Origin of the sequence: Staphylococcus americanisciuri (assembly GCF_024814435.1) — a bacterium.
GTDB classification, from domain to species: Bacteria; Bacillota; Bacilli; order Staphylococcales; family Staphylococcaceae; genus Staphylococcus; species Staphylococcus americanisciuri.
The window spans coordinates 19,445-40,859 of sequence record NZ_JANUXY010000010.1 but is presented as its reverse complement, the minus strand read 5'-3'; the positions used below and the strand labels follow the sequence as shown (position 1 = coordinate 40,859).

General features: G+C 36.6%; 22 protein-coding genes. 16 read left to right on the top strand and 6 right to left on the bottom strand.

What is annotated here, in order from left to right:
• Positions 1-423: 423 nt before the first annotated feature.
• Entirely contained in the window at positions 424-1,035 is a 612-nt protein-coding gene (locus NXS11_RS09385; protein WP_259200749.1) for a YIP1 family protein, read from the bottom strand.
• A 571-nt stretch (positions 1,036-1,606) separates the two neighbouring features.
• Here NXS11_RS09385 and NXS11_RS09380 point away from each other — a divergent pair.
• From NXS11_RS09380 to NXS11_RS09365, 4 genes are all read left to right on the top strand, one after another.
• Complete coding sequence (locus NXS11_RS09380) at positions 1,607-2,668, top strand: efflux RND transporter periplasmic adaptor subunit (RefSeq protein WP_259200748.1); 1,062 nt, start codon at positions 1,607-1,609, stop codon at positions 2,666-2,668.
• A complete protein-coding gene (locus NXS11_RS09375) occupies positions 2,665-3,351 on the top strand; it encodes an ABC transporter ATP-binding protein (RefSeq protein WP_259200747.1) in 687 nt (228 codons plus the stop codon). The genes NXS11_RS09380 and NXS11_RS09375 overlap by 4 nt, the downstream gene beginning before the upstream one ends.
• A complete protein-coding gene (locus tag NXS11_RS09370; protein ID WP_259200746.1) occupies positions 3,344-4,519 on the top strand; it encodes an ABC transporter permease in 1,176 nt (391 codons plus the stop codon). The genes NXS11_RS09375 and NXS11_RS09370 overlap by 8 nt, the downstream gene beginning before the upstream one ends.
• A 187-nt stretch (positions 4,520-4,706) precedes the next feature.
• A complete protein-coding gene (locus NXS11_RS09365; protein WP_259200745.1) occupies positions 4,707-5,651 on the top strand; it encodes a cation diffusion facilitator family transporter in 945 nt (314 codons plus the stop codon).
• A 389-nt stretch (positions 5,652-6,040) separates the two neighbouring features.
• On the opposite strand, the gene NXS11_RS09360 is transcribed toward NXS11_RS09365, so the two are convergent.
• Complete coding sequence (locus NXS11_RS09360) at positions 6,041-7,285, bottom strand: aminoacyltransferase (RefSeq protein WP_259200744.1); 1,245 nt, start codon at positions 7,283-7,285, stop codon at positions 6,041-6,043.
• Between the two features lie 245 nt (positions 7,286-7,530).
• Between NXS11_RS09360 and NXS11_RS09355 the strand changes: the two genes are divergently transcribed.
• From NXS11_RS09355 to NXS11_RS09310, 10 genes are all read left to right on the top strand, one after another.
• Entirely contained in the window at positions 7,531-7,953 is a 423-nt protein-coding gene (locus NXS11_RS09355) for a universal stress protein (RefSeq protein ID WP_259200743.1), read from the top strand.
• A 655-nt stretch (positions 7,954-8,608) separates the two neighbouring features.
• Positions 8,609-9,523 carry a cidABC operon transcriptional activator CidR gene (gene cidR, locus NXS11_RS09350; protein WP_259200742.1) on the top strand — a complete coding sequence of 305 codons (915 nt, stop codon included), beginning with the start codon at positions 8,609-8,611 and terminating at the stop codon, positions 9,521-9,523.
• A gap of 93 nt (positions 9,524-9,616) precedes the next feature.
• Positions 9,617-10,012 (top strand): CidA/LrgA family protein, encoded by a 396-nt coding sequence (locus NXS11_RS09345; protein ID WP_259200741.1) that lies wholly within the window; start codon positions 9,617-9,619, stop codon positions 10,010-10,012.
• A complete protein-coding gene (locus NXS11_RS09340) occupies positions 10,009-10,695 on the top strand; it encodes an LrgB family protein (protein WP_259200740.1) in 687 nt (228 codons plus the stop codon). The genes NXS11_RS09345 and NXS11_RS09340 overlap by 4 nt, the downstream gene beginning before the upstream one ends.
• Before the next feature lie 417 nt (positions 10,696-11,112).
• Positions 11,113-11,289: a hypothetical protein gene (locus NXS11_RS09335; RefSeq protein WP_259200739.1), complete on the top strand. Its 177-nt coding sequence runs from the start codon at positions 11,113-11,115 to the stop codon at positions 11,287-11,289.
• A gap of 209 nt (positions 11,290-11,498) precedes the next feature.
• Positions 11,499-12,467 (top strand): ABC transporter permease, encoded by a 969-nt coding sequence (locus NXS11_RS09330; RefSeq protein WP_259200738.1) that lies wholly within the window; start codon positions 11,499-11,501, stop codon positions 12,465-12,467.
• On the top strand, positions 12,457-13,416 hold the full coding sequence (locus tag NXS11_RS09325; RefSeq protein ID WP_259200737.1) for an iron chelate uptake ABC transporter family permease subunit: 960 nt from the start codon (positions 12,457-12,459) through the stop codon (positions 13,414-13,416). Before NXS11_RS09330 ends, NXS11_RS09325 begins: the two co-directional genes overlap by 11 nt.
• A complete protein-coding gene (locus tag NXS11_RS09320) occupies positions 13,413-14,234 on the top strand; it encodes an iron ABC transporter ATP-binding protein (protein ID WP_259200736.1) in 822 nt (273 codons plus the stop codon). The genes NXS11_RS09325 and NXS11_RS09320 overlap by 4 nt, the downstream gene beginning before the upstream one ends.
• Positions 14,234-15,274 (top strand): ferrated catecholamine ABC transporter substrate-binding lipoprotein SstD, encoded by a 1,041-nt coding sequence (locus NXS11_RS09315; protein WP_259200734.1) that lies wholly within the window; start codon positions 14,234-14,236, stop codon positions 15,272-15,274. Before NXS11_RS09320 ends, NXS11_RS09315 begins: the two co-directional genes overlap by 1 nt.
• 203 nt (positions 15,275-15,477) lie before the next feature.
• Entirely contained in the window at positions 15,478-16,356 is an 879-nt protein-coding gene (locus NXS11_RS09310) for a hypothetical protein (protein ID WP_259200733.1), read from the top strand.
• A gap of 61 nt (positions 16,357-16,417) precedes the next feature.
• Here the strand turns inward: NXS11_RS09310 and NXS11_RS09305 are convergent, their stop codons facing one another.
• Positions 16,418-16,888, bottom strand: coding sequence for a MarR family winged helix-turn-helix transcriptional regulator (locus NXS11_RS09305; RefSeq protein WP_259200731.1), 471 nt, complete (start codon positions 16,886-16,888; stop codon positions 16,418-16,420).
• A 118-nt stretch (positions 16,889-17,006) separates the two neighbouring features.
• On the opposite strand from NXS11_RS09305, the gene NXS11_RS09300 reads away from it, so the two are divergent.
• Both NXS11_RS09300 and NXS11_RS09295 read left to right on the top strand, forming a co-directional pair.
• Complete coding sequence (locus NXS11_RS09300; protein WP_259200730.1) at positions 17,007-17,636, top strand: nitroreductase family protein; 630 nt, start codon at positions 17,007-17,009, stop codon at positions 17,634-17,636.
• Between the two features lie 145 nt (positions 17,637-17,781).
• On the top strand, positions 17,782-18,483 hold the full coding sequence (locus NXS11_RS09295; RefSeq protein ID WP_259200729.1) for a GTP pyrophosphokinase: 702 nt from the start codon (positions 17,782-17,784) through the stop codon (positions 18,481-18,483).
• Positions 18,484-18,528: 45 nt separating this feature from the next.
• On the opposite strand, the gene NXS11_RS09290 is transcribed toward NXS11_RS09295, so the two are convergent.
• From NXS11_RS09290 to NXS11_RS09280, 3 genes are all read right to left on the bottom strand, one after another.
• On the bottom strand, positions 18,529-19,161 hold the full coding sequence (locus NXS11_RS09290; protein ID WP_259200728.1) for a M23 family metallopeptidase: 633 nt from the start codon (positions 19,159-19,161) through the stop codon (positions 18,529-18,531).
• 121 nt (positions 19,162-19,282) lie between these two features.
• Complete coding sequence (locus tag NXS11_RS09285) at positions 19,283-20,137, bottom strand: CHAP domain-containing protein (RefSeq protein WP_259200727.1); 855 nt, start codon at positions 20,135-20,137, stop codon at positions 19,283-19,285.
• 263 nt (positions 20,138-20,400) lie between these two features.
• The gene (locus NXS11_RS09280) at positions 20,401-21,117 is read right to left on the bottom strand and encodes a transglycosylase SLT domain-containing protein (protein WP_259200726.1); all 717 of its coding nucleotides are present in this window, start codon (positions 21,115-21,117) and stop codon (positions 20,401-20,403) included.
• Positions 21,118-21,415: the final 298 nt, after the last annotated feature.

Below are 21,415 nucleotides of genomic sequence, written 5' to 3'. Positions count from 1 at the left end.
TAAGCAAACTTAGAACTTCTGTTTCTTCTAATAATGATATGACATAATTTAGTATATTAAGTGTTTAAATTGCTAAAATTACTTTTACCGCATTGGGTATACTAAGTGACTTAAATGTAATAATATTAGTCTCGTTTATCACTTTTTATATAATCTCATGTTATCAATTTTTTAAAGGTTTGTTATTGATATTGCCTAACTGTTTAGTTTCAGCGCCTAAGTGTTTAAGATAGATAGTCTCGAGTGTTATATTACAACACAGGCGTGCATGTTATGTGTTACAATTTTGCTTTTAGTTTTAATGATTTGTGAGTACTCGTCATTATAATATCTATAAAATGATTGATTTGAGCATAATAAATAATAGTCACAAAAAACCCAAGAAAATGACATAAGCCATTATCTTGGGGGATGATTTCTTTATTAAATAAGTGCAAAAATTAATGGTAATCCGATAAATAATACGAGATAAATCGCTGTAAAAATCCATGACCAGCGTTTGTCAATCTGCATTGTTGAATGAAGTGTCACACCGAACAACCATGCCGAAACAAGTGTTACTAGATTGATAACACCCAATATCTCGTTATCTGGATTAAATGCATTGAGTGATGTAATGTTTACTTGTGTTGAATCAAGTCCTACAATCCATTGAATTATGAGTGCCACAAGCTGAATGGCATAGACAACAATTGCACGTAGTAGTACGGCTGAAAAGACACTTTTTGGACGTGTTTCAGATTTGAAAATCTTATCTATTATAAAAAGGACGAGGAAAATAAAACCAACTGAAATAAGTGCGCCTACAAAGCCACCGATCATAGCACCGTATTTTGTAAAGGTTGCAATTTGTTCAGCATCTGCACCTTGAACCGTACTGTTTTCTGAAATGAGTGCAGAAAAATCAGTGGTGAAACTAGTGATAGTAATAGTAGCCACGACTAACAACAAAAAGACAAGCATTTTCAGACCTACTTTAGGCTCGAATCGCTGTTTTGCAAAAATGTCAATATGTAGTAATTTAGAATAATCCATCAGTTTAACACTCCTTTATAAGTAATAAATCAATTATAGCATTACACGAGTGTCTTATAAAAAATTTTTAAAAGAATTTTCTATAAATTAATTATAAACAAAAAATCCATTATTTTAGATTAACTAGAGGTACGATACTTATCCAAACCTAATACAAAGGAAAATACATTGTAGGCAATTTTACTATTAAATGATTATTTAGGTAATGTATTTCACCTATAGATTTTTGAAAGAGAAGCATTCGTGAAAAGTCTGATATAGAGCGTTATACGAGGAAGCTAAATATAAGCATTTTTATTAAATGACTGTTATTTTCACGCCAGTCAGTTACTGCCTTTTACAGCATTTTCTTACTTGGGATAGCGTTTTCTGTTAATGTCCCAGCCCTGCTTTTTGGTTTAATAATATTCATTTTATTTCAGAATATTCAGCGTCAATTTATGTGACAAAAGTGATAACAATATTAAAGAAATTTTTTTGAAAGTATTTGTAATCGTATACAGATGTACGTTATAACTAATGTATAGGGAATGTATAAAAATTTTTAAAAAGTAACTAGGAGGTTATTCAGTTGAAAAAGCGTACGCTTATTATTTTATCGATTGTTGGTTTTGTCCTGTTATTAGGCATTGCTCTGGCAGTCAAAGTATTTGGTGATGGTAAAACAGAGAAGGATGGTTATAATACATATCAAGTGAAAGCAGATAATCCAATTCGTATAACAGGGAAAGTCTCTCCAAATACAATAAAAACATATCAAAATAATTCACAGCTTGGGGATTTTGTAAGTGTTCAAGTTGAGGATGGTCAGTATGTTCAACAAGGCACACCGTTAATTAATTATGCGATTGATTGGACACAGCGTCAATCGCTCGTTAATCAAGTGAATCAAGCAGAAGCGGATGGCGATCAAAATGCAATTAATAAAGCATGGCAACAATTGAATCGCTATGATGGTCAAGTGAACAACAGTATTTATGCAACATTCCCTGGGACAGTATCGCTACAAAACATCAAAAATGTAGGCGAGGGTGAAGCAATCTTACAATTAATTTCAGACGAACCTGAAATTCAAACAACAGTTTCTGAATATGACTTGGACAAAATTAAAGTAGGCGACAAGGTCAACATTCAAGTGAATAGTACAGGCAAAAAAGGAACAGGGAAGATTATTAAGATTAGCCAGTTGCCAACAAGCTATAAGCAAGAAGGTAGTGCAGCACAAGCGAGCGCTGCAGGTGTAAGCGCACAAGCAAGCAGCGGAGAAGGCGAAGAAAATGGCACGTCATTAACGACGAATAATCCAATTCAAAACAACCCATCTGGCGGTAACAGCAATGAAACATCGAAATATGAAGTGATAGTGGGAGATTTAGACTTTAAAGTACGCAATGGTTATTCAGTAGAGGCGGCTATTCCACAAGATACGTTGAAGCTACCTAAAGAAGTTTTGACTAAAGATAATTACGTATATGTGGTAGACAAACAAGGTAAAGCACATAAAACAAAAGTAGAGTATGATGAAGAAAATGGCACACTGATTGTTAAAAAAGGTGTGAAGAAAGGTGACAAGCTCATCAAAAATCCTGATAGCAAAGTGCAAGATGGCAAAAAAGTTGAGGTGTCTGAATGATAGAACTTGTAGATATCAATCGTCACTTTAAGAACGGTAACGAAACGAATCATATTTTGAAAGATATTAATTTACGCATTGAAGCGGGTGAATTTGTTGCCATCATGGGGCCTTCTGGTTCAGGTAAAAGTACATTGATTAATATTCTAGGTTTTATCGACAGAGGTTATGATGGTGATTATTTATTCGGCGGAGCTAACTACAAAACAAAATCGGATAATGCGCTTGCTGAAATTCGTAATGAAACGGTAGGATTCGTATTTCAGAACTTTAAGCTAATACAGAACAATACGATTTTAGAAAATGTTAGTATTCCATTGTTGTATGCGGGATTGGGTGCACGTGAACGTAAACAGCGTGTTATCGATATTTTGCATCGAGTAGGGCTGTACGACAAGGAGAACCTTGTGCCGAACAAGTTATCTGGTGGTCAGCAACAACGTGTAGCGATTGCACGGGCGATTGTTAACAAACCTAAGTTTATTATTGCCGATGAGCCAACAGGTGCCTTGGATTCCAAAACATCTCAAGATATTATGGAATTGTTTTTACAGCTGAACAAGGAAAGCCATACAACAATGATCGTCGTAACGCATGATCCAAAAGTAGCCGCACAAGCAGATCGTGTCATTCATATTTTAGACGGTCGTATTCAACGAGAAGAGGTGAATCAACATGAATAGTTTGGCGAATATCATTCATGTCTCACTTTTATCTATTATGAAGAACAAACGGCGTAATATTTTTACAATGATTGGGATTATTATTGGTATAGCAGCTGTTATTACGATTATGTCGTTAGGTAATGGTTTCAAGCAGTCAGCTAATAAAGAATTCAGTAATGCTGGTGCTTCAAAAGGGGCAGCACTTATTGATTATTTGCCTCAAGATTTTAATGCGACGAACAGAAATCCATTTACAGATGCAGATATTGACCTTGCGCGCCAAGTTAAAGGCGTAAAGGATGCACGCATCAAAGAAGATGATACATTCGGTCTTTCTTCTAAAGCAAGTACAGAGAAAAAAGAAGCGAATATTTCTGTTGTGAAAAAGAAAGCGGTAGAAAGTCCAGAGAAAGGATCGGGCTTTACAGAAGACGATAATATGATGGAAAGTCGGGTAGCGACGATTTCATCATCAGTGGCAGATGAACTTTTTAAAGGAGATGCAATAGGCAAGACGATTTATATCGATGGGATGGGTTTTGAAGTTGTAGGGATATCAAATCATGCACAAATTCAAAATATAGTGAACATCCCGACAAGAACGGTAAAACATTACTTGCCGAATCTTAAGTCTGGCTCTCCACAGCTCGAAATCTTGTTTGATGAGAAAGAAAATAAGAAGACCATCGCGAATGACGTTGCAGATAAGTTGAATCGCAGTGGTTCTGCATCGGGGTTTGGTGAATATCAATACACAGACTTAGAGGAAATGATGAAGAGTGTCGGCAAAATCTTTGACTCGATTACGTATTTCGTTGCTGCTGTGGCAGGTATCTCACTTTTCATTGCGGGTATCGGTGTTATGAATGTGATGTATATTTCTGTGGCAGAGCGTACCGAAGAAATTGCGATTCGTCGTGCTTTTGGTGCGAAGAGTCGCCATATTGAGTTTCAATTCTTAATTGAGAGTGTCATACTCTGTTTGATCGGTGGTATTATCGGTTTGATTCTCGGTATTTTAATCGCGTCACTTGTCGATGCATTGACACCAGAATATATTAAGAGTGCTGTGAGCCTTGGTTCTATTATACTTGCAGTGGGGGTTTCTACATTCATTGGTGTCGTATTCGGTTGGATTCCAGCACGTTCAGCATCTAAGAAAGAACTTATTGATATTATTAAATAAAGTGAATGTTAGATAATGTTTGCTATATCAATACGTAAATGAATAGCTTGCATGAATCTATGGGAGAGTGGACTGAAAATCAGTTTACTCTCTCAAATTATTTTTGACACATAATTGTACGAGTAATAACTCGCTTTGTGCAGTATAGATTGTAGTATAGTGAGAAAGAATAGAAGGAGAGGGTATTATGGTAAGACATCAATATTTTCATCACGTAGAGCATCGCAAACAACAGAAACATTCTAAGTCAACATTGTGGCTCTCACTAATCATTACACTATTATTTACAATTGTGGAGTTTGTCGGAGGACTTATTTCGAATTCTTTAGCGTTATTATCCGATTCATTTCATATGTTGAGTGATGTCGCTGCACTTGGATTATCCATGGTTGCTATCTATTTCGCAAGTCGTCCACCGACCTCACGATATACATTTGGCTTTTTGCGACTTGAAATATTGGCGGCATTTTTGAATGGTTTAGCACTGGTACTTATCTCATTGTGGATTTTTTATGAAGCGATTCTCCGTATAATCTATCCGAAATCTATTGATAGTACTTTGATGTTTGGTATAGCAACGATTGGGCTTCTCGTGAATATCGTTCTGACGATAATTCTCGTACGCTCACTTAAAGCGGAAAACAACATTAATATCCAAAGTGCGTTATGGCATTTTATGGGAGATTTATTGAATTCAGTGGGTGTGATTGTAGCAGTAGTTTTAATTCATTTGACGGGCATACAATTAATAGATCCAATCTTAAGTATGATCATTGCGCTTGTGATTTTGCGCGGAGGTTATAAAATTATGCGTAATACATGGCACATACTTATGGAAGCTGTACCTGAAGGATTGGATATTGATGAAATTATAAATGCGATGACTTCTGTTGAGGGTGTCTTAGATGTGCATGAGTTTCATCTATGGTCTATTACAACTGACCATCATTCAATGAGTGCGCATATTGTATTAGACAGTCGTTCTAGCGAAGATGCTTATCGGACAATAAATAAGCTGGAGCGATTGCTTAAGGAACAGTATCACTTGTCACACACCACATTGCAAATTGAGCACCTTGATGTGAACCATCTGGATGCACAATATTTTGAACATGTTCGAGCATCTCAATAAGCATATAAAATGAAAGTATGATTGGGAATGGGATAACGGAATCTCGTTTTTCTAAAAAGGTTCCGTTATGCCACCCTAGCTAGGCTGAGATAAGATTGTGAAAGGCGTGCTTAGGGTTTGAGTAGAATTCGAGCACTGCACAAAATTGATTTAAACCTAGGCAGTAGCTGATTGATACATGATGACATTTTCATCTTGTAACATATCTCATTATCCCTGCAGGCGTACTACTATGAAGTATTTATCAATAAGCCCAAGTTATGCTGAAACGCCTGCTTTTTGACTACTAGTATTAAGCGTGAAAAAGGCTTAAGAAAGCACTTTTTACTTCGATTATGTACATACCTTTATCTTATTTTTAATAGCGTTTTCTCAGCTACATTTTTAAATTATCGACGGTGTTTTATGTTGTATAAACGATAAAGAAGTGGGTGGATAGGCTTGATGAAGTCACCTACAAGTTCTTCAATATAACCACCGAATCCTTTTTTGAAATCGAGAACGCCGTAATCTTCAGCATCACGTGAGAAGACACCTGTCACACCGTAAAAGTTATAACGGGTATGTCCTTGTTCTAGGGCATAGCGAATCATTTCCCATTGCAAAGTGTAGTTCCCCATATATCTGTTGAAAGCAGGATTAGATCCACTGTACATGTAGACGAGCTCATGTTCATTCTCCACAAAGATAGCCCCTGCCAAATGAAGTATGTTGCCATGTTCTGCTTGGAGCGCTTGAGCTTCTGAATAACGTTTTTTAAGACTTTCACAAATAATTTCTTGTTCTTTCAATACATTGCGGCGCTTTTTGGATTTTGGTGCTTCATCTACAGCTTGTTGTAATGTAGTACGTCGGTGTTCAGCTTGTTTAAGTTCTATTTGTAAGTTTGCCATATGTTCATCTAAGTCGAGATATGCCAACTTCATCATACTTTTTGTCGGATACATATCTAAAAATTGTTCGATATAGTCTGGACTAAAAGTGGAGAAGCCATGTTTTTCTTCGGCCATTTTATATAGTGCATGGAACGTAGCTAACTCATCACGAGTAAGGTCACGAACTTGAACCCCCATATCACGAGACTTCTTGATACTACGAGCAGTATTATAGTCCATTGCCTTCAATAAATCTTGTTCTGTTTTACCTTTCAGAGGCAAGACAGATAGCCAACGCCCTTGACTTAGGTCACTGTATCCAGTTGTTAACCCTTGGTATTGGTAACCAAGTTTTGTTAGCTGTGATAACAATGATTGTTGATCATGTTGTACGATAATATGCCCATTATGATCGCGTTCATTTAGGGGAATATAAGGATCGATTAAGGCAAAAATGCAACGTCTCCAGCGAAGATAACGCGTTAACGATTCGAAAAAGTATTTCACTAATGTGGCGTTATTGTAATCCATTACAGGTCCTCTATGGCTATATACATAATTGAAAAAGCGCATAATTGGTGCAGCAGTAAATAAACCAGCTGCGATAACTTCGCCTGAGTGGTCTTTTACCCCAAGTAAATAAACAGTTTTACCGTGTTTGTGGCGATAACGATAATGTTCAATAGATTGCGAAAATTGCCTAAAATGTTGTTTGATGAAGTTACGATACTCCTGTTCCGTCAGTTCTGTAAATTGCAATGTATACACACCTTTGTTAATTGAATTTGTAAAAAGATAAAATTAAAACATATTATAGTTATTATTATAAACAACTTTTTGATTATTAGATAGTTGATATTGTGAAAGGGTGAAAATGTTAAGAGAATTGATAAATTTGTGGAAGCGTTTTAAAAATGGTAAAATAAAGGTGACATAGATAAGCAACAAGATTCAATAGTTAGCGCTATGATTATAGAGCACGTAACAACTGAGGAGGCATTGCTATGTATAATAAAATTCTTGTACCATATGACTTTGGCAACAGTTTTAACAATGTACCTGAACAACTCGTGAAGCTATCAAAAGCAGATGACACGAGCAGCATTGTAGTTTTCAATGTTGTTTCTGAAACAGAACTTGCGAATTATGTGCGTTATCAAGGTAAACATTTCGATGATGTTGTGAAAGAGAAGGAAGAAGAGCTTCAACCATTCTTAGATAAGTTAGATGAGTTGAACTTATCGTATGAAGTGAAGTTTAAAGCTGGCTCAGCAACAAAAGAAATTGTCGCTGAAATTGAAGAAGGCGGCTATGATGTGGTTGTTATGAGTAATAAACGTTCTGAAATGGATATTAAGCATGTGTTAGGACACGTTACACATAAAATTGCGAAACGTGTTAATATTCCAGTGCTTATCGTTAAATAACTATATTACCCGAAGTTGTGAGAGGACTGTTTAGGATATGCGTGAAGTCAGAGTGATGTGTAAAATAACTTTGATGTTTTATTGAATTACGGAGTTTTGCCCAAGGCGCTGCTTCTCGAATACTGACAGTCAGTTTCTCAGTACACAAATTCATTGTGTTTCGTTTTTATAACTATTATTGTTCATCATATATAAACTAAGCGTAGTAAAGGCTTCGTAATAGAAGTACTGATACTACGCTTTTATCATATCGTTTTCTAAACGGTCACGTAAGATAGCGACATGTTACAGGTTGTGTCTTTTGCGACATATAATAATATCTTCTTTAGTTATTACTACAATATTTGCAAGTTGCTAATACGCTACATGTTGTAGTATTTTGGAGTTCAATGACATACTTTCTTTAAAGGCTTCAAACTATTGTGAATCATGGTTGAAACATTTTCAGAATGGTAGGGTAGAAGCGACCTCATCAAGATTAATCACTGCTTTTGCAATATCATATCGTGACAATCAACTAAATATGTATCTCTTCGCTTGATTGTTTATTATAGATGCGTGCTAGTTTAAAAACTTACTATGTGAAAAAGTCATGTATTTGGTACCTTTTTATAGAATATTTTGATGTACAATAGTCTCAAGTGAGGTGGATCATATGGATATCAAACAAATGACGTATTTTGTTGAAGTTGTTAAAGAAGGTGGAATGACACGAGCAGCCGAGACATTATATATTGCACAGCCGACGATTAGTAAAGCCATCAAAGAACTGGAAGCGGAGTTAGGGGAACCGTTATTTGATCGTACCAAACGACAATTGAGCTTAACAGATGTTGGGCGAGTTTTTTATGATAAAGCAGCCGAGATTTTATTGTTATACAAAAATTTACCTAATGAAATCCAAAGTATCGTAAATGTTGAGACGGGGCACATCACAATCGGTTTGTCCGCTATTATGGACATGGCACGTTTTACAGAAGTACTGGGGTTGTTTCATCAACAATATCCCAATGTCACCTTTAGTCTGGTAGAGAACGGTGGTAAGACGATAGAAGCGCAGATTGATAGCGGTGAGATTAATTTGGGAGTGACATCCTTGCCGGTGGATAGTGCAAGATTTGATGCATTTCCGCTATATGGAGAGCGTTTTGAAGTTGTGATGCATCGCTCGCACCGTTTAGCACATAAGGAGACGGTTTCGTTATTAGAACTACAAGATGAAGATTTTATTTTGTTCAATGAAGATTTCTATTTGAATGACCGTATTGTAGAAGCATCAAGGAAAGCAGGTTTTGTACCGAATATTGTGTCACGCATTTCACAATGGCATTTTATTGAGCATTTGTTAACAGCAAAAATGGGCATTAGCATTTTGCCAGAAACGATTGGGCGTATTATTCGCCAAAACGATGATATACGTGTGATTCAGCTTCAAGATGAGATGTTGCACTGGGAAATGGGTGTTATCTGGAAGAAGGATACACCGCTCAATCATGCAGCAGAAACCTTTTTAGATTATGTTAATATTCACCTCCCATTAACTGAGGTACCTTATACAGATGACCTATAACTAAAAGTAATAGGTTCTATGAAAAACCTGTATTTTTATAATAGGTCAATAGAGACTATAATGGGTTTATCGAAACGAAGAGAGGTGAGTAGGATGACAGTAATGAAGTACTTGAATGTGATATGGCAAATTTCCCTGATTTACGGTATCACACGTCTAGGTAGTTGGCTTCAAACATTTTTCCATATCCCTTTAGCAGGAAGCATTGTAGGGTTGGTATTGTTCTATACTTTACTGCAACTCAAAATTGTTCGTGTTACATGGGTGAAAGATGGTGCAAGTTTCCTACTCGCGACAATGGTGTTTTTCTTCGTTCCATCTGTGATAGGTGTGATGGATGTTATCACTGAGATTGATATGAACTTTGTAGTCTTTTTCGCATTAGTTGTTATCGGAACATTGCTCGTTGCATTGACTTCAGGAATAGTGGCTGAAAAAATGACAATGGGTAAAGTATTCTCTAAAGAAGGATCTAACCGACATATATGACAACGCTACAGACGATTACAATGATTGCGCTCACAATTATAATGTATATCGTTGCGAAAAAACTCTATGACAAGTTCAAAACACCAATACTGAACCCCGCATTGGTAGCATCTCTTGGTGTGATAGCAATACTCCTTCTGTTCCATATAGACTATCATACCTACATGGTTGGCGGTAAATGGATTAATCATTTGCTGAGCTCTACTGTAGTGTGTCTGGCATATCCCCTGTATGTAAACAGACACAAGATTGTGAAAAACTTTAAGATTATTTTTATGAGTGTGGTAACGGCAGTTATATTGAACTTTTCCCTAATTTTTTTCTCTCTCAAACTGCTCGGTTATCACCGTGAAGAAATTGTGACATTACTGCCGCGTTCAATAACTGCTGCGGTGGGTATTCAAGTGTCACATCAACTCGGCGGTGAAGACACAATGACGATTATGTTTATCATCGCAACTGGCTTACTAGGAAGTATGTTGGGTGCCCTACTCATCCGTATGACGCATTTCGAGTCTGCTATTGCACGTGGTATGACATTTGGTAATGCCTCTCATGCTTTTGGGACTGCCCGAGCCCTAGAGATGGATATAGAGTCTGGCGCATTTAGTTCTATCGGCATGATATTGTCAGCCGTACTGAGCTCCATTATGCTTCCTGTATTATTAATGCTATTTTATTAATTCTATTCATTTACGTCATGGCATTCCCCCAAGGTGCTGTGGCGTTTTTTTATACCTCTAAAAAGTTAATATTCTGTTTTGGGGGAGCAGTAAATCTTTAAAAAGGCGAGAATTTATGAAGGTGATCATTCGTCACAGTTAGCTATGATTTAAAACAGCATTTCGTTACATTGAACTATGACAAATTAATGGATTTATTTGAGTGATATATGCAAGATAAAGTCATTTCTAAATTTATCCGTAGAAGTCTACAAGCTAGTGCGACGGATCTTAAATATAAAGCAATATGTTATTAGATAAAACTAAACATATGTCTATACTATGAGACTTTATTCATGCACATACAGACATTTTATTGCACATCTTTAAATGATTTTATGTTAAGATAAGCGTGCGAAATGACACTAATGGAGGTGTATGGTCAACATGAATGTGTTGTTGATGATATTAGCGATTGCAGTTATCGTGAGCTGGATCATTGCCATTCGTGCATTAAAGAGTAGTAATCAAGGCAATAGAGCAACGAACACCATGATTATCGCAGCTGTTCTAACAACGTTATTTTTGATGTTGTTATTTATTAGTCGTGGTTAAGAAATTGTATAGAGTGTAAGAGTGTGTGACTGGTTATTCAAGTATGCGCAATCTTACGCTTTTTTATTATTAAAATTAAATATTCTTATTCAAAAAAATTAGATGAAATTCAATTGATAAATGTAACTAAAGATGATACACTCTTATTGATAATGATTTTCAATTGCATTGTCGTTATCATCGTTTGTTTTAATAAAGGAGACAGAGTGATGCGCTATTTAATGAATGGTTATGTGTTGTTTGCAATACTCTGTGTTCTAACTGTGTGTTCTTTGTTTATCGGTGTAAGTAGTGTACCGATTCATGCACTTTTTTCACTAGATGAACATCAATTGAATATTTTGTTCTCCAGTCGTATACCTAGAACGATTAGTATCTTGATATCAGGAAGTACATTGGCACTTGCAGGTCTTATCATGCAACAAATGATGCAGAATAAGTTTGTGAGTCCAACAACAGCGGGGACGATGGAATGGGCAAAACTCGGCATTTTAATTTCATTGCTCTTTTTTCCATCACAACACATCCTTATCAAGCTTGCTTTCGCTGTAGCGTGTAGTCTAGCTGGAACATTTCTCTTTGTTCAAATGATTCAGCGTATTAAGTTCAAAGATGTCATCTTCGTCCCATTAATTGGGATTATGCTAGGTGGCATTGTATCGAGCTTTTCAACATTCATTGCACTGCGTACGAATGCGGTTCAAAGTATTAGCAATTGGTTGAATGGTAACTTTGCCATTATTACAAGTGGACGTTATGAAATCTTATATTTAAGCATACCACTGCTAATACTTACATATCTTTTCGCCAATCAGTTCACCATTGCAGGAATGGGGAGAGACTTTAGTAAGAACTTAGGTCTGAATTATGAAATGATTATGAACATTGGTTTGTTTATTACAGCGACGATTACAGCACTAGTTGTTGTGACGGTAGGAACATTACCATTTTTAGGTTTGATTGTACCGAATATCGTGTCGATTTTTCGCGGAGATCATTTGAAACATGCATTGCCGCATACAGCATTATTAGGAGCTATCTTTGTCATGATTTCAGATATTTTAGGTCGCGTCATTGTATACCCATATGAGATTAATATTGGTTTAACGATTGGTGTGTTTGGTACACTCATCTTTATCGTTCTACTAGTAAGGGGGCGACGTCATTATGTCCAATAATCCTTTGCGTAAGTTATTAATCTTAGGTGTTGTTACGATCATTGTGGCAGCGATGTACCTCTTAATCGGCATTGACTTCGAAATCTTTGACTATCAGATTACAAGTCGCTTGAGAAAGTTCTTCTTAATCATTCTTGTTGGGGCAGCGATTGCAGCTTCAACGGTCGTGTTCCAAGCTATTACAGTAAATCGATTACTGACACCCTCTATTATGGGATTAGATGCTGTGTATCTCTTCAGTAAGGTATTAATTTTGTTTGTATTTGGAACGGGTTCTGTGTTCATTACAAACCTTTACTTGAACTTTTTATTATCACTTGTAGCAATGGTTGTGTTTGCCTTACTGTTGTTCGAAGGTATCTTTAGAGTCGGTCAGTTTTCTGTATATTTCATCCTCTTAATTGGTGTGATACTCGGAACCTTTTTCCGGAGCTTGACAGGATTTCTAGAATTACTCATTAATCCGGAAGACTTCTTAGTTGTTCAGAGTAACATGTTTGCGAACTTTGATGCGTCTAACCCCCGATTAGTCATGGTATGTGGCGCGGTGTTGGTCGTGTTGCTCATCATTTCATTTTGGATGATACCGTACATGGATGTTTTATTACTTGGTCGTGCGCAAGCGATTAACTTAGGTATTCATTACAACCAACTGACGCGTTTGTTACTCGTTTTAGTGGCGCTAATGGTCGCTATTGCCACGTCATTAGTTGGACCGATTACCTTTCTAGGCTTATTGACTGTGAACTTAGCACATGAGTTGATGAAAACATTTGAACACAAATACATGTTACCAGCAACGATGTGTATCAGTTGGATTAGTTTATTTTTAGCACAGTGGATCGTAGAGAATCTCTTTGAAGCAACGACACAGGTGAGTATCTTGATTAACTTAATTGGTGGTATGTACTTTATTTACTTATTGATGAGAAGGAGGACGACAGCATGATTCGTATTCGCGGGTTGAACCAATCGATTGATAACAAACAGATCTTGACGGATATCAATGTTGATGTTCACAAGGGGCGGTTGACCTCACTCATCGGACCAAATGGTGCAGGGAAAAGTACCTTACTGTCAGCGATAAGTCGATTGAGCGATTATGATTCTGGGGATATTCAAATTGAAGGAAAACGCATTGAAGACTATAACAGTAATGACTTGGCGAAACAACTATCAATTTTGAAACAAACGAATCATACAGAATTAAATATCACAGTTGAGCAACTTGTGAACTTTGGGCGCTTTCCATACTCTAAAGGTTATTTGAAAAAAGAGGATAAAGAGAAGGTTAACGAAGCGATTTCACTGCTTAAGCTGGATGAGATTCGTCATCGCTATTTAAAAACGTTATCTGGTGGTCAATGTCAACGCGCCTATATTGCAATGACGATTGCTCAAGATACTGATTATATTTTGCTTGATGAACCATTGAATAACTTGGACATGAAACATTCCGTTCAAATTATGCAGACATTACGAGAGTTGGCAGCTTTTCATAATAAAACGATTGTCATCGTTATACATGATATTAACTTTGCGTCTGTTTATTCAGATGATATTGTGGCATTGAAAGATGGCAAGCTGATTAAGGCGGCAAACAAGCGAGAAGTGATTGATTCAGCAATACTGAAACAACTTTATGAAATGGATGTCAAAATTGAAACGATTCGGGGACAACAAATCTGTATTTACTTCGATGAAATACCGTGTATGTTTCATCAGATTCAAAATAAAACATTATCTGAAATAACAGGAGGAAAATGATGAAAAAGTTAGGATTATTTATCGTTTTAGCTATGATGCTTGTATTAGTAGCATGCGGAAATAGCAATGAAAGTGAGAAAAAATCAGAAAGTAAGGACAGTAGTGAGCCAAAAACAGTTGAAGTGAAAAATGATTTCATAATGTCGGGTGAAGCCAAAGATGGTAGCGAAGACAAGGAATACAAAGATACAGTTAAAGTGCCTGTAAATCCTGAAAGAGCAGTTGTTTTAGATTACGGTACGTTAGATGTTATGAAAGAGCTTGGATTACAAGACAAAGTATCAGCATTACCAAAAGGTGAAAATGGTACAACATTACCGGACTTCTTATCAGATTTCAAAGCAGATAAATATGAAAATACAGGTAACTTGAAAGAAGTTAACTATGATGCAGTTGCAAAAGTAAAACCACAAGTCATCTTCTTATCACCACGTACAGCGAACCAACAAGTGATTGATGAGTTGAAGAAAGCAGCACCAGATGCAGCACTTGTATATATGGGTGTAGACTATGACAATTATGTTGATTCAATGAAAACAAACGCTGAAACAATCGGTAAAATCTATGATAAATCAGATGAAGTGAAAAAACTGATTGATAAAATGGACAAAAAAATTGCTAGCATGAAAGAAAAAACAAAAGACTTAGATAAAACTGCAATGTACTTATTAGTGAATGAAGGCGAGTTATCAACATATGGCGCTGGAGATCGTTTCGGTAGTTTTATTTATAATACATTAGGTTTCAAACCTGCTGATGATAATGTTAAATCAAGCAAACATGGTCAAAACGTAACAAATGAATATGTGAGTGAGAAAAACCCAGATATTATCTTTGCGATGGATCGTGGACAAGCAATCGGTGGCCAATCAACGGCGAAACAAGTATTGAGTAATGATGTCGTTAAAGACGTTAAAGCTATTAAAAATGGTGATGTTGTAGAAGTGGATCCTAAATTATGGTACTTTGCTTCTGGTTCAGTCACTACAACAACAAAACAAGTAGATGAACTTGAAAAAGGTTTAAAATTAGATAAATAGTTATCGTCATAAAAGAAGGTAGGGCACTATGCTTTGCCTTCTTTTAGTTTATCTAGATTTTTGATATAGGGTGGAATAATATTGACTGAAGTATAGTACGTTTGGGCAAGCTTTTTAATTAATATAAGAGCGAGTAGAAGCGAGTCTAACGAATAATTTTGCTATAATGATAGTAATTGATAAGAAATGAGAGTGTGAGAGCGATGGCAAAGATTTTAGTTCTAACTGATGGTCATTCCTATACAACGCGTTATGTAGCATCATTACTAGCTGAAGGATATGAGGTTTATGTACAAGTTGCACCAGGAGTGACACAAACAACAGAAGGTCATACAAAAACAATTGACTTATTTGACTTAGCTGATGTGCAGCAAGCGGTGAAGAATATGGACTTTATTAGCATTATAGGCGATCCAGTCCATTCCTATACATCGTTGACACAAGGGAGTCGGCATGTTTGCGCGACGCTTGTATACCATAACCTAGCAGTAGCAATCAATCAGTCGAATGTGAAGCATATCATGGTAATTCAAACCAAAACATCTCCATTATTGAGAGAAGCGTTTGAACTTTTTGATTTTCCAATTACTTATAACACACTTCGTACGCAAACTTTGGATTTTAAACCAGGTATCTTATCTCAAGTCACACAAGATATTCATTCAGTTCGATCTATTCAAACGCTTAACATTCCCATAGGTATTACAATGGAGGGGGCTTTATCGCTGTATGGACGATTTTTAAGAACACTGCATGGGCGTCTTATCAATGGTGTATATGATGGTGAAAATTTCACCATCTTGTTGTCACCGTTCAATATTCCACTGATTAAAATGCGACACGCCAAACATAGTGAACGTACTTCAAGGGTCATTATGAATATAACAGGTGGTTTATTAGTTGGTTCGAGCGCACGTCAATCGCGCTTTGAAATTCGTCGGTTAGGTCATGATACAGCGGCGTGCATGATTGGGCTACACGACTTTGTGCCGAGACTGCCTTGGTGGCTATACCGTATTGTACAAGCACCTTTACATGTTATTGTGTCGCAATTGTTCCGCAAATACTGGGAGAAGTTTTAAATACAAAAAGCATTGTACTGTATAAAGGACATACGCGTACAATGCTTTTATATTATAAATTCTATTTTTGATTGTCATGAGATATTGTCGTTCTATATGGAAAGTTTCGACGGACAAAGCGATCTAAAATATTAACAAGTGTGTCTACGTCTTCTTTATCAATAGTCATTTCTTGCCCGACATAACAAGAAATATTTTGTACTTTGTGTTTTAATGCTTTGCCTGCCGGCGTTAGCGAGAGTTTCAAATTACGCTCGTCTTCATCATCACGGCTTTTCGTAATTAAGCCTTTAGTGACGAGCTTTTTAATTAAAGGTGTAAGTGTTCCAGAATTTAAATAAATACGGGTTCCGAGTTGTTTAATATTGAGGACTTCATCATCACCAAATGCAGAAAGAGTGATATACCCTGTGTAAGTGAGATCGTAGTCTTTAAGATGTGCGGTATAACTTTTAATGACTTCTTTAGAAGAGACATAGAATAGGAAACAAAGTTGCTGGTTTAAATTTCTATGATCATTGTTCAAGTGCATCCCTCCTTTACTTATATCTAGTATAACACTTAAAACTTGAATGGCTATGAACGATAAAATATAATTAAATAGCGTGTGATTAGATGAATTTCTAGTAAATAGAAAGGAAGTTAGCATAATGATAGTAAATAATGATTTTAATAATGTATTAATGGAGCGACGCTCTGTAAAAGTGTTTGATCCAGATGTTAAAATTCCACATGACGAAATGGATGAAATACTTCGTCGTGCAACGAAAGCACCATCTTCAATCAATATGCAACCATGGCGTTTTGTAGTTGTTGAGTCAGAAGAAGGTAAAGATAAGTTACGTGGATTAGTGCAATTAAATACGCGTCAGAATGATACATCTGCTGCAATGATTATTATATTTGGAGATATGTTGAACTACGAATATATAGAAGATATATATGGTGCGGCAGTCGAACAAGGTCTTATGCCACAAGAGGTGAAAGACGATTTGGTTAGTCGCTTTGTCGGTATGTATAAGCAACTTACACCTGCACAAATGAATGATATTGTTAAAGTGGATAGTAGTTTGGCGGCGATGCAGTTGATGCTTGTAGCACGTCAATTCGGTTATGATACGAATCCGATTGGTGGCTTTGATCATGAACATATTGCAGAAACATTTGGACTAGATCCTGAGCGTTATGTACCTGTTGTGATTGTAGCAATTGGTAAAGGCGTTGAAGAAGGAAAACGCACGTCACGTTTACCTGTAGAGAAAATCCGCAGTTATCATTAGAGATGCAATCTCATTGAAAAGTCATTAGGGACAATACCCCAGTCATCTAATGACTTTTTGTTTATGAAGAAATAACAAAGATTGCCATCGTTTGTCATAACATAGTAAGCTAGAATAGAGTACATAAAAGTTTGGAGTGAGTCTCATGTTTGTTGAAAAAACAGCACCACTTAATATTGAAAACTTAAAAAAAGAAATTGCGGCATATACCCATCAAACCTTAGAAGTGTCGGATAGTTTGGACAAGGTGTTACAATTCGTTGAGCTAGAGCATCTTTATAGTGCAGCGTTAGAAGAGATTAGTACGAAATTGCGCATTCTTGATGAAGATTTCCAAGTTAAAACGGCACATAATCCGATTCATCATATGGAGCGCCGTGTGAAAAAGTTACCAAGTCTTATCCAAAAGCTTAAACGCAAAGGTCTAGAGTTAAGTGCAGATGCAGCGAAAGCAAATATATATGATATTGCCGGTATTCGTGTGATATGCAATTATTTTGATGATATTTATACTGTTGAGCGCTTATTATTACAGCAGTCTGATGTCAATCTCTTAAGGCGTAAAGACTACGTAGAATCGCCAAAAGAGAATGGTTACAAGAGTTTACATCTTGTTGTGACAGTGCCATTATTTTTAACAGACGGTGTGGTTGAGACACCTGTAGAAGTGCAACTGCGTACGATTGGTATGGATATGTGGGCAAGCTTAGAGCATAAGTTACATTATAAATCTGTCAAGAATACAGATGATTATCATGAATTATTAAAAGAGTGTGCAGATGATATTGCCAATGTAGAAAGTAAAATGCAACGTGTGCATCTAGACATTCAGCATGATGAAAAATAGCGAAATCCCTCTCCAGCGAATAGGAACTGGAGGGGGATTTTGTCGTCATTCGATATGGAACAGGCTATATTGCTTATCTGGGAGTTTCTCAATAAATGGTTCAGGGTCTATAGCGTTAGCGTTGCCGATAGCTCCTTCCATACGTTGAAAGTGTAAATGAGGACCAGTAGTATATGCACCTGTGTTGCCTGAATGACCAATTACGTTGCCTTGTTTAACAACTTGACCGGCTTTAACATTGAAATGATTGAGGTGCGCATACCATTGATAATAGGTATTGTTATCTTCACGTATTTCAATGACTTTTCCAGCGTACTGGTTATGAAAAGTGCGTGTTACCACACCGTTAGAAGCAGCAAGAATAGGTGTATCTTCTGGTAGATGATAGTCAACGCCATAATGACGGTTGTCACCATTAAATGACAGCCCATTTTTATAACGTCCAAATGGTTGGGTTTGTCGATCCATTTGGAATAGGTGGCGTCCTTTGTCCTGATACCAATCTGAAGAGGATTTTAAAAATTGTTGCGTATGCGTATAGCCAAAGTATAGTATGATGGCGACTAATGCTATATAAAAAGTTATTTTGAATAAACGTTGCATATGTTTTCCTTTATCGTTTGTTATGACTAACGTCATGATTGTCGTATTTTGATGTGTACCATTGTAGATGGACATGTCATAAGATACAAGTAAACGGCTTGAATGACGCAGAAGAGCAGCGTAAAAAACAAGATTTAGGATAAACAACAAAAAAAGAGAGTGAACGAATCACTCTCTGTAATATCTATTATTCAAATTAGTGGATGTAGTTGTATCCAGCTGCTTGACTAGCAGATAAAGTACGTGTGCTTACTTGACCAACACCTGTATAGTTCATTTCTGAAACTGTTACAGAACCGTTAGCCGCAACGTTTTCAACGTAAGCAACGTGACCGTAACCACCAGCTGTTGTTTGCATAATTGCACCAGCTGCTGGTGTGTTGTTTACAGTGTAACCAGCTGAACGTGCTGCGTTTGCCCAGTTATTTGCATTGCCCCAAAGTGAACCAACACGACCACCTGAACGATTATATGCATAGTATGTACATTGTCCAGCAGTGTATAGGTTACCTTGACCACCACTTGTGTAAGTTAAGCCAGTTGCTACTGGTGCAGATGTAGTAGTCGTAGTTGCAGTTGTTGTATAGTTGTAGCTTGCATTGTTGTTTGTAGGTGCAGCTACAGGTTGTTGTGTATAGTTAGTGTTTGTTGTGTAAACATAAGGTACAGCATCTACATAGTTTGTTGATTGTGTATTGTAGTCGTAATTATTGTTTACAACTGGTGTAGCAACAGTTGTGTAGTTAGTTGCATAGCTGTAATCTACATTATCAAATGTATAGTAATAGTAGTCGTATGTACCGTTTTCATCAACTTCCCAGAATTTGTAGCTTTCGTTGTTGAACATTGTTGGATCCCAGTTACCATCTAAAGTGTGGTGTTTGTTACCATTTGCATCAACAGTTACGTAATCTCCTGTAACTTCTGAGTATGTAGTTGTATATTGTGAGTAAACGTTTAGTTGTTCAGCAGCAGATGCGTCACTTGCTGAAGCAACACCCAATGTAACTAAGCCTAAAGTAGCGATTGTAGCAGTAGTTAATTTTTTCATAATTAAAAAGTCTCCTCTGTTGTTTCGTTTTTCATATTGTCTGAAAGAATCATAGCATATAAAATATCCGAAATGAATAGCTGTAAACATTTTTACGTCTGAATGTAACATAATTGAAATAAAAGATAATGTGCCGACGTATTCTATATACGGTTGTCATGTGACGTTTAGATGAATTGAGTTATGCGAAAGGCTAATAGGGGAAGCCACACAAAAAAAGAGCCTCTAACAAAGAGACTCTTTTTTCAGTTGTAAAGTTTACTTTAAAAGCCCCAAGCACTTAAACCTTGTGCATTATATGCTCTCATAGCAGCTGCGATTTGTTGATCATAAGTGTTTGTTGGACCCCAACCTGGCATAGTTTGGAATAAACCTGATGCACCTGATGGGTTGTATGCGTTCAATTGACCGTTAGATTCACGTGCAATGATTGCTTCCCAAGTTGATGCAGATACACCTGTACGTGCTGCCATATCTTGTGCTGCACGTGAACCATAAGCACCTGCAGTGTTACCATTTGCTAATCTCACACTACCACCACTGTAAGAAGTTTGGCTAGTGTTGTAGTTATAGTTGTATGATGGCGCAGCTTGTGTAGCTGGTTGGTAAGAATAAGATTGTTGTTGTGTTTGAACGTATGATGCATTATTGTACTCTGATTGAGTCATTGCAACGTTGTTTACGTCAGCAATTGCAGTTGGTTGAACAATTGAAGTCGTACCGTTTGCATTGTATTCATAACCGAAATATACGCCGTCTGACCAGAAGTGGTAGTTCACACCGTCTAATGTGAATTTGTAGTCATAAGCACCAGCGTGAATAGCGTGTTCGCTTAATGAAGCGTCGTTATTTAAAGCTAATTGTGCTAATTCTGCTTTATTGATTTGTTCTTCTGCTGCGTGAGCGTCTGTTGTATGTGTAGCAACTCCTGTTGCACCGATTGCTAAAGCTAATGATGAAGCTAATAATGTCTTTTTCATAGTAAATAAGTCCTCCATAATAATTCCTTATTTTCTCTCATTTTCAAAAGTTGTATCAAAAAAATTTAACAACCACACTCTATCAAGCGAAAAGGTATTTGTAAATGTCCAGCAATTAACAAAAGATTACAGTATGATTACAATATGCGTTTTTGTAATATTTTTGTTATATAAATGGGCGCAAAATTTTGATGTGTGAAATGTAAAAAAGCTTTATATAAAAGGGATATGTATAAATATTTACAAAATCTATTGTATTACAAATGTTACATCTAACATTTAAACTGTAATGCAAAAA